8 protein-coding genes and 1 pseudogene are annotated in these 9,776 nt (G+C 59.5%); 5 read left to right on the forward strand and 4 right to left on the reverse strand.

Annotated elements, in window-relative coordinates:
• Nucleotides 1-289: 289 nt before the first annotated feature.
• Complete coding sequence (locus V1479_RS25945; RefSeq protein WP_142589629.1) at nt 290-1,576, forward strand: AI-2E family transporter; 1,287 nt, start codon at nt 290-292, stop codon at nt 1,574-1,576.
• A 113-nt stretch (nt 1,577-1,689) separates the two neighbouring features.
• Entirely contained in the window at nt 1,690-3,126 is a 1,437-nt protein-coding gene (gene cls, locus V1479_RS25950; protein WP_368805368.1) for a cardiolipin synthase, read from the forward strand.
• 87 nt (nt 3,127-3,213) lie between these two features.
• On the opposite strand, the gene nirK is transcribed toward cls (V1479_RS25950), so the two are convergent.
• Both nirK and V1479_RS25960 read right to left on the reverse strand, forming a co-directional pair.
• Entirely contained in the window at nt 3,214-4,143 is a 930-nt protein-coding gene (nirK, locus tag V1479_RS25955; protein WP_368805369.1) for a copper-containing nitrite reductase, read from the reverse strand.
• A gap of 363 nt (nt 4,144-4,506) precedes the next feature.
• The gene (locus tag V1479_RS25960) at nt 4,507-5,070 is read right to left on the reverse strand and encodes a pseudoazurin (RefSeq protein WP_173194326.1); all 564 of its coding nucleotides are present in this window, start codon (nt 5,068-5,070) and stop codon (nt 4,507-4,509) included.
• An 846-nt stretch (nt 5,071-5,916) separates the two neighbouring features.
• Here V1479_RS25960 and petA point away from each other — a divergent pair.
• On the forward strand, nt 5,917-6,480 hold the full coding sequence (gene petA / locus V1479_RS25965; protein ID WP_368805370.1) for a ubiquinol-cytochrome c reductase iron-sulfur subunit: 564 nt from the start codon (nt 5,917-5,919) through the stop codon (nt 6,478-6,480).
• Nucleotides 6,481-6,665: 185 nt separating this feature from the next.
• Nucleotides 6,666-7,042 (forward strand): annotated as a pseudogene (locus tag V1479_RS25970) (transposase); the annotation flags it as partial.
• Here the strand turns inward: V1479_RS25970 and V1479_RS25975 are convergent.
• Together V1479_RS25975 and V1479_RS25980 are read right to left on the reverse strand one after the other, a co-directional pair.
• The gene (locus tag V1479_RS25975) at nt 7,039-7,341 is read right to left on the reverse strand and encodes a hypothetical protein (RefSeq protein WP_173194328.1); all 303 of its coding nucleotides are present in this window, start codon (nt 7,339-7,341) and stop codon (nt 7,039-7,041) included. The pseudogene V1479_RS25970 and the gene V1479_RS25975 sit on opposite strands and share 4 nt — an antisense overlap.
• Before the next feature lie 60 nt (nt 7,342-7,401).
• Nucleotides 7,402-8,064 (reverse strand): CBS domain-containing protein, encoded by a 663-nt coding sequence (locus tag V1479_RS25980; RefSeq protein ID WP_173194330.1) that lies wholly within the window; start codon nt 8,062-8,064, stop codon nt 7,402-7,404.
• Nucleotides 8,065-8,286: 222 nt separating this feature from the next.
• Between V1479_RS25980 and cls (V1479_RS25985) the strand changes: the two genes are divergently transcribed.
• Nucleotides 8,287-9,678, forward strand: a complete 1,392-nt coding sequence (gene cls, locus V1479_RS25985; protein WP_368805371.1) for a cardiolipin synthase — start codon at nt 8,287-8,289, stop codon at nt 9,676-9,678.
• The last annotated feature ends 98 nt before the right edge of the window (nt 9,679-9,776 follow it).

The following is a 9,776-nucleotide window of genomic DNA, read 5'->3' on the forward strand; positions in this document are numbered from 1 at the left end:
TGGTCGGGGTCCACATGACATTCTCCAGGCAGGTCAGCAAACCGCTTGGAATCATGCGAACCTCGACCGCTCAACCCTTTTCGAAACGGCCTCTTAGAGTGGCTCTATGGGAAGAACACCGAACTCTCGATCACGATGTAATTCGGCGTATGCGCAATTTCTTCTCAATCTAGCGAGACGGCACGTCCTGACGAAAGCCGCCTGCCGCCCCCTTGCTGCTCTACCCGTCCACGGCATTTCTTTGATGCAAGAAGGGTGACAACGTTGGCCGAAACGGCAAGATGGCCTAATGGCGATTGAGGAGAAACGTCCGAGACAGCGTCGCGTTGGCGCCGAACTCGGCAAAGGCTTATTGTTGGACGCAGGCGTCGTCAGAGTGTTCTTGATCCTTGCATTGACGGGCCTAGGCCTGTTTCTCTGCTACCGGTTGGCCCTGCCCTTTCTGCCCTCTCTCACCTGGGCGCTGGTGCTGGGTATTCTTCTTGCGCCAGCTCATCGCTGGCTCCACTCGCGTCTTGGCAGCGGCGATCTCGCAGCATTCATCGCGGTTGCGGCCGCAGCAATTGTGATCCTTGGGATGCTCCTCCTGGTGGTACAGCAACTCGTCCGCGAGGCCGCCGGCGGCGCGATCTCTCTGGAGAACGCGGTGCGGACACTGGACTGGCGTGAGACCATCGGTAACCGCCCCAGGTTGGCCGAAGCCGCGGCCTGGCTCGAGCAGCGGTTCGATCCGGCCGGTGCGCTCGGCGGTCTTGCCCATTGGCTAACGAGCCAGAGCACCTCGCTTCTTCGCGGCTCGGTCAGTCAGGTGATCGGCCTCATCCTCACCTTCTACATTCTCTTCTACTTCCTGCGCGACCGTGAAAGGGCAATGCGCGTGGTGGCGAAGCTTTCGCCATTGCAGCCGACAGAAACGGGGCTCGTGGTACGGCGCTTAGCGGACACGGTTCACGCCACGATCATCGGGACCATAGTCGTAGCGACTGTTCAGGGAACGCTCGGAGGCCTGATATTCTGGTGGCTTGGCCTGCCGACACCGGTCTTTTGGGGCCTTGTCATGGGGCTGTTAGCGATCGTGCCGGTACTTGGCGCCTTCGTGATCTGGCTGCCGGCTGCTCTTCTTCTCGCCCTCCAAGGCGACTGGACCCGGGCGCTCATCCTGGTCATTTGGGGCGGGGTGATCATAGCGACCATCGACAATCTGCTCTACCCGGCCTTGGTGGGGAGCCGACTGAAGCTGCATACTATGGTGATGTTCATCGGCGCGGTCGGCGGGATCATCCTGTTCGGGGCTTCCGGACTGGTTCTTGGTCCCGCTACGATTGCTGTTACGCTGGCGCTGATAGAGATCCTGCAGGGTAGATTTCGAGCGGAACTCCAGGTGCCTACGGAGATGGACATGGCAAGACAGACGAAGGAAAGCCCGAGAGAAGCCGAGCGCTTGAAGCGCGAAGCCGACGAAGAACTAAATCTCGAACTGGAGCAGACCTTTCCCGCGAGCGACCCGCTGAAGATAACGCGCGGATCATATGAGCAGCAGCACACGCGACCCAAGGATCGGCGTAAGCCGGATTGAGTCCATGCCCCTGAGCTTCGCAGCCCCTGCACTCCATCCGGATCGGCGCCATGAAGAGAAGGGCAAAATGCCAAGACTGGAAGGACCGGCCAAAAGCGGTGTAGGACGGACGCGTGATAGCACTCATCAGCGAGGCTTGGGCGGTTGGGTACGTGGTGGCTGAGTGGTCAATCCGCTTGGCGATGGTTGCGGTCGTGCCGATGCGGCGCTCTCCCGAGGCGGCGCGAAGTTGGCTTATCCTCGTGTTTTTGCTGCCGATCCCGGCTCTCCTTATCTATCTCCTCATCGGAAGGCCGACTTACCCTCGCTGGCGTCGCGAGCGATTTCTCAGACTGCCGGCCGTTCTTGCAGCTGCGTCCAGGGAAATTTCTCATTCCCGTTACTGTCGCCGCCCTGAGCTGCCGGGCAGTCTTTCGGGGCCCGCTCTGTTGGTGGAAAGGCTTGGGCAGTTCCCGACCGTCGCCGGCAACGACTTCGAGCTTCTCTCCGGATATGATGAGGTCATCGACCGCATGATTGCCGATATCGGTGCGGCCCAACAGACGGTTCACCTACTTTACTATATTTTTGCCGACGACGAGACTGGTCTACGTGTAATCGACGCACTCCAGCGCGCCGCAAAACGCCAAGTGAAGTGCCGGGTGCTGATTGATGCCATCGGATCGCGGCGGTGGGCGCGCCGCGTCGCTAGATTGCTCATTCCCGCCGGTGTGGAGGTACGGCTCGCGCTGCGCGTCGGGCTCTTCCATCGAAGGTCGGCCCGCGCCGACCTTCGTAACCATCGCAAGATCGCTGTGATCGACAGTCGCGTCGGCTATTTAGGTTCCCAAAATATTATCAACGCCGAATTTGGTGGCGGTATCGCCAACCAAGAACTCGTCGCCCGCGTCGTCGGCCCGGTCACGACCGAAATCCAAACTGTATTTATCGCCGACTGGTTTATGGAAACAAACGAGAAGTTGGCCAACCCTGTCCTGTTTCCGCACAACCCGCCCGGAGGTGGCGCTGTGGCGCAGGTGCTTCCCAGCGGCCCGGATTATCCGGATGCTGGCATTGGACATCTTATCGTTTCGCTCGTGCACGGCGCGCGCGAACGTGTGATCATCACGACCCCCTATTTCGTGCCGGATGAGCCCCTTCTGCAGGCACTCAAAACAGCAGCTCTGCGCGGAGTTGAGGTTCGATTGGTCGTCTCAAATGTGACGGACCAGATGCTGGTGAACCTTGCACAAAGATCGTTTTATTCCGAACTTCTCCACGCCGGCATCCAAGTGCATCTTTATGCTCAAGCCTTCCTCCACGCCAAACACATCACGTTTGACGATGAAATCGCGATACTTGGCTCCAGCAATGTCGATATCCGCTCGTTTGTTCTCAATGCGGAGGTAAGCCTCATCGCTTTTGACAAGGGCGTTGTGGAGCAACTCAGGCGCCAGCAAAGTCGATATTTCGCCTCGAGCAACGTGCTGAGTCTCAGAGAATGGGAAAAGCGCCCGGTCGCAAGCAAGCTGGCTGAGAACCTTGCGCGCTTGGCTAGCCCTCTACTTTGAGAACATCAAACAAGGTTCGGCGGCTAGGCCACCTTCGCCTTCGCCCAGGCAGCCATGGAGGAGCCGCCACTCTGTCGCACGGCGTTATTACGATGCAATTGGTTCGAAGATGTCTGGCGCCTCCTTGCCTTCGACGTCGAGCCAGCCTGCCAGACCGCGCTCGACCCTCGACAGCGAATGGTCCACGAGAACGTATCTTCCGGGTACCTCGAGCTTGAGCTCCACAATGGCGGATCCACCGGCAGGAACAACGACCGTCTGGACATCCGTCTGTGGCGGCTTCGTCACGCTTCCATTGAGATAAACCCTGTCGAAAATCTCGCCGATCACGTGGAATGAGGATACGTGGTTGGGACCGCCGTTGCCGAAGAAGATCCGGATTGTTTCGCCGACATTCGCTTTCATCGGGTAGTGGTCCGTCAACGCACTCACATGACCGTTGAGCACGAAGTATTCCGGCCGCTCGTTGAGCAGTTTGTCATAATCCTCGTTGAGGAGCCCCTCCGACCCGAAAGGCTCAGTGGTATAGATCTCTCCCTGCATGACATAGAATTCCCGATCAACCGGCGGAAGGCCGCTTTCGGGTTCGACCAGAATCATCCCGTACATGCCGTTTGCGACATGCATGGCTACGGGCGGAACGGCGCAATGATAGACGTAGAGCCCCGGGTTCAGCGCCTTAAAGCGGAAGGCCTTTGCTTCTCCAGGCGCGCAACTAGTCAGTTCCGCTCCCCCACCAGGTCCCGTGGCTGCGTGAAAGTCGACATTGTGCATCAGCCAGCTGTCTTCCCGGTTCTTGAGATAGACTTCAACTGTATCTCCAACCCGCACCCGCACGAGCGGGCCGGGCACCGTGCCGTTGAAAGTCCAGAAGCGGAAGCTGGCGCGTTCGTCGAGCAGCGCTTCCTTTTCAACGGTTTCCAAATCGACACGGACGATCTCGGTTTCTTGGCGCGCTATCGAAGCCGGGACCACAGAGGGATCATGAGCCACATCGTCGGCAACAACTCTGGGCAACGAATATAACCGCTGGCTGAGGCTGCCAGCGCGGTTCGCGTGGCGGGCTCCATGTTCGGCTATACGGATCGTGCCATCAGCATTCTGCGCGGAAGCTTCCTGCGAAACAGCGAGAGAACCAAGCGTCAGGCCTACCGATCCGGCAAGAAGCGACCGCCGGGAAATCGACGGGCGCCCTCTATTCCCTCCCCTTGGCTGACTTCCGACGTTGGGGGAGGCGCCACCGCCTCGTCGTTGGGCAGTCCCCAGGAGGCATCTCGTTCGGATCTGTTCATTGTTGTCCTCGGTCCTTGTTGCGTTGGTGGCTTCGCCTCCCGCTGACCGCCGAACCCACGGCCTCTCGAAGGCAGAAAGTCGGCCTGTCTAATCGGCGGGCGCGGTGGCGCCACCTCCAACCTGGGCGATTAGTTCAGCCATGCGGGGCTTAGCTTTGCCGGGCAGTTTGGCTGTTTCCGCCGAATCAAGGTTTTCAGTGCTATCGCCGACCTGGATGATGCCGACCATGCCGAGGGCGAAATGCGGCAAGCACTTGTAGCCGTAGATCCCTTCTACATCGAAGGTCAATGTGATCTCCTCATTGATCTTGCCCTTCCACATTTCGGCGCCTTCAGGAACCATTCCGAGGATCGGCTCCGAATTGTGGCCTTTGTCCGTCGCCACAAACTTCACGGAATCCCCTGGAGCGATCTTGAGGTATGCCGGGTCGAACTGCATGGGACGCCCTTCACGGTCCTTGTTGACCATCTGCACCTCATGGGTCTGGGTGCCCGCAGAGGCTTGACCCGAGTCATTCTCCTGAGCGCTCGCCCAACGGCCGCCGCCGATCGCCGCCGCTACCGTCAGCCCCGCGCTCCCAGCGAGCAGACTGCGACGTGATATCAATCGAGAGGACACTTTGGAGCCGCCAAAACTTTTCTTTCCAGACATTTTTTACCTTTTTTCGAATGCGCCACTTCCGCAATAACGAGGGTTTTGCTTTAAGGATCCGAGCCACACAACGTCACGGCTGCGGTGCTGCACACGTCCAAGAACATAGGGCATACCTTCCGCTGTCAAGGCTGGCAACATGGGGTGCTGTCGCATCTGCAGACTAGCAGGCACATCGCCAGTGTGTGGTGCGGAGGGGCAGATTTATGCGCAGAGCGCAACTTACGGCGACAGGCGCACGCTATATGACGACCAGCGGGCGACCCGATCCAGCCGAGTTGCAGGGTCCAGTGAAAGTCTAGCAGGCCGTTAAGATGGCGCCTTGCGGCTAACGGCTTGCTGAGCCTGAGGCGCGCCGTAGCCGCAGGTGAACTTGCCTCTGCGCGCGTTTAGAATGCCGATCGGACAAGAGGCATCATCCGTGATGGGCGGCTGCACGAGCGAGGTTCAATCTCCAGTCCCTTGGCGATGATCGCGGCATCAACCCTGGACCGCTCCGTCATCAAATTCGCTGGCCCACATGATAACCCGACGCTGCGGCCACCCGATTCGTGTATGGTTGTTGGACCATAGCGGGTGCTATGGCTCTGTGGCTGCCTGTTGGAACCCCCGGAGCCGAAAAACCCGGTACCCTGCTTCGGACGAAACTCCTGCTGCCGGGTCCTGTCCCATCAGCTTCGACAAAGATCCTTACAAATAGAGCGGTGGCTGCGTTCAGCTGCCGCACTACCGAACTATTGGCTCAGCCTAATTCTAGCCCTAGACTCTGCCAGTTAGGAAAGTTCCTTACGAACCGCACATCTGCCGCCCGGAACCAGGAACTTGCAGCGTCAAAGGGAGTGTGTCTTGCCAGATACCACGACAAGTGAACCAACGCGACGCGATTTCCTCTATGTGGCGACCGGTATGGCGGGCGTCGTCGGCATTGCGGGCGCAGCCTGGCCATTCATCGATCAGATGCGTCCTGATGCCTCGACCCGCGCCCTTTCCACGATCGAGATTGACGTCTCCTCTGTGGAACCAGGAATGTCTCTCACCGCCAAGTGGAGAGGCCGCCCCATATTCGTGCGCAACCGAACGCCAGAAGAGGTCCAGGCCGCACAGGCTGTCGAACTCCAGGAACTCAAGGACCCGGTAGCCCGAAATGCGAATCTTGTCGGTGAGCAACCCGCCACCGACGTTGCACGTTCGGCGGGCGAGGGACGGGAAAACTGGATCGTGATGATCGGCGTCTGCACCCATCTCGGTTGTGTGCCACTGGGTGAGGCTGGCGACTTCGGGGGATGGTTTTGCCCCTGCCACGGCTCCCATTATGATACAGCGGGCCGGATTCGTAAGGGACCCGCGCCCGAGAACCTGGCCATCCCCACTTTTGAGTTTACGTCGGACACGATCGTCCGCATCGGCTAACCAAAGCGGCCGTGCGGGGGCGTCGTTTGCTTCTGTCGTGGCCGAGATCCGCCCTCGCTGCGATTACATCCCCCCAACATGATGGGCGCTCCGAGAACAATCGGAACAGGCAAAACTGCTGCATGCATCCATGCTCGCTCGGCGAACGCCTTGCTTGAAACTCTGCAGTGCATCCGTTGCGGAGCGTTGGGGCGATCACAGCAACTGCTTACCTAAATGCCATCGAGGATTCGGCGAACTTCACGCGTGATCGCGATCGGTCGGCGCGCCTGGCTTGGATTGACGACGCGACGCTATCAGTCGGGCGAAGTAGATTATGACGGCCATATCTCCCGGCGTGAAGATACCCACGTGCGTTCACTTCTTTATGAAGCCGCCGTCGTGACCCTGACCCGCAGTCGGGGTGAGAGTGATTTGCGCAAATTGGGGTATCAGGCTACGCGAGAAGATCGGCTTCAAACGCTCGGCTGTCGCTGTCGCCCGGAAGCTCTCCGTCATCATGCATGCGATGCCTCGCTCCGGCGAACTCTTCAAGAGTGAACCGATCACCGCCACCGCCTAACTATCGAGCTCTGCAGCGCCCGTGGCGTGAAAGGTGTCCTGCCGGGACGGAGGCTGGTCCATTCCGTTAAGACCGTTGCACCCGAGTTTGCTCGTAGCGTGCGAGACATACATTGGAAGGCCCATCCCGCGAAGCACCATGATGCGGCGACCGATGTCGACCGCGGAGACGACCATGCTCCCGGCAAACGACGTCTTATCGCGGATGAGGCCGTTGGCAGGGTTCGCTTCACGGATGAAGTAGTCGAATGTCTCCCGCTGTAGCGTTGCTAGGTCGTCATGTATGGCGGAGTTGCTCACGACGTCATCTGACAAATTTTCGAAGGATGCTTTCGCCTAGCATCGGCCGCCTGTGTGGAGCTAGGCAAGGGACAGGTGGTCGAAGACACCCTTGACGCCCCTTACGCCCTCGGCAACCACGCGGACGGCATCTCGCTCACTCTGCGAGGAGACCGCCCCCGATACATGCACCAGGCCGTCGGCGACAGTGAGAGCCAGCTCATCTCCTTTGATGCCTGCATCCTCTCGCAGTCGTGTAAGGATGCTGCGCCGGATCGCATCGTCGCCGGGCGCCGTAGCGTCGAATTTGGCCGTGATGATAACTCGCAGGAGTTCGGCTCGGCTTACGATCCCAACTAGGTGCTCTCCTCTCATTACCGGTACGCGCTTAATGCCGCGCTCCGCCATCAGCGCGGCAATTCGAGGCAACGGTGTTTCCTCGTCGACCATGACTGGATCCGAGGTCATTACATCCGCCACTTTCCAGCTGTGGCTTTTCACGTAAGCGCCGGCGTTGTTCTCCTCCGTGCTGAACTGCCGATCGACCGGCGCCAGCGCCTGGACACCGAGTTCCGACCTGCGCATTAGGTCGCCCTCGGTCACGATGCCGACCACGCGGCCATCATCGTCAATCACCGGCAGGCCGCTGATGCGGTGGTCCAGCATGATCCGCGCTGCATGCCTGACACTGTGGTCAGGCGAAACGCTGACCACGTCCACGGTCATGACGTCTTTTGCCTTCATCTGCCTGATCCCTACGCATGTGGAATTTGCTCACGGCGTCGTGTGACCGCCGTTGCCACTCGCCGTTCAAGTCGCGACCCGGATAAGAGGTTACGAATATGGCAGACTAGCACGGGATCGCGGAAGGTTTGTTGATACACGTCAAGGAAGCGCAACTGATCTACCAGCAGCAAGGGCGATTGCGGCTGAGAGAGAGCACAGAAAGCGGGCAGGACAACGACGGTGGTGTTCATTGGGGGAGAAGCCTGGGCAATCGCCTATCTGGCAGTTGAATGGTCGATTCGTCTCGTGATGATTGTGGTCGTACCCCTGCGGCGTTCTCCCGAGGCTGCGCGGAGTTGGCTTCTGCTGGTATTTTTCCTGCCGATTCCGGCGCTTGTCATTTACCTTCTCATTGGAAGACCGACTTACCCGCGCTGGCGTCGCCAACGCTTTGTAAGATTGCCGGCCATCCTCGCGGCCGCGTCCAGGGAAATTGCCCATTCCCGCTTCTGCCGCCGTCCCGACCTGCCGGGCACACTGGCAGGGCCAGCTCTTCTGATCGAAAAGCTCGGGCAATTCCCAGCGCTCGCCGGAAACGACGTCAGGCTTCTCTCCGAGTATGAGGACGTGATCGACCGAATCGTCGCCGACATCGACCAGGCACAACTAACAGTCCATCTTCTGTTCTACATCTTTGCCGACGACGAGACCGGCCGGCGCGTAATGGACGCGCTGGACCGGGCCGCGCGACGAGGTGTCAAGTGCCGGGTTCTGATCGATGCCATCGGGTCGCGACAATGGGCGCACCGCGTGGCGAAGCTGCTCGCCCCGGCTGGGGTGGAGGTTCGGCTCGCCCTTCGGGTCGGCCTTTTCCGGCGCAGGTCAGCACGCGCCGATCTGCGCAATCACCGGAAGATTGCCATCATCGACAGCCGTATCGGCTATGTTGGCTCGCAGAACATCACCAATGCCGTTTCTGGCCGGAACATCGCCAATGAAGAACTGGTCGCGCAAGTGGTCGGTCCGATCACGGCGGAACTCCAAGCCGTTTTTGTCGCCGACTGGTTCATGGAAACCGACGAGGAGCTGGCCATGCCCGCCTTGTTTCCGCACCATCATCCCGACGCCGGGGTCGTCGCGCAGGTTCTGCCAAGCGGCCCCGACTACCCGGATGCCGGCGTTGGACACCTCATGACCGCGCTGGTGCACGGCGCGCGCGAACGTGTCGTCATCACGACCCCCTACTTCGTCCCCGACGAGGCCTTCCTGCAGGCGCTCGAGACCGCGGTGTTGCGTGGAGTCGAAGTCCACCTGGTGGTTTCGTACCTGACGGATCACATTCTGGTGAACTTCGCGCAGCGATCCTATTATTCCGAACTCCTCCGGGCCGGTATCCAAGTGCATCTTTACAAGGGCCGTTTCCTGCATGCCAAGCATGTCACATTTGATAACGAGATCGCACTGCTTGGATCCAGCAACGTCGACATCCGCTCCTTTGTCCTGAACGCTGAAATAAGCTTTGTCGCTTTTGACCGCGGCGTCACGGCTCAACTGCAACGTGAACAAATCCGCTGCTTCGGCGCCAGCGAGACGCTCACGTTCGACGCTTGGGAAAAGCGCACGATCGCTTAGAGGCCGTTTCGAAAAGGGTTGAGCGGTCGAGGTTCGCATGATTCCAAGCGGTTTGCTGACCTGCCTGGAGAATGTCATGTGGACCCCGACCACCCGAG

It is taken from the genome of Neoaquamicrobium sediminum, from assembly GCF_040970315.1.
Lineage (GTDB): Bacteria > Pseudomonadota > Alphaproteobacteria > Rhizobiales > Rhizobiaceae > Aerobium > Aerobium sediminum.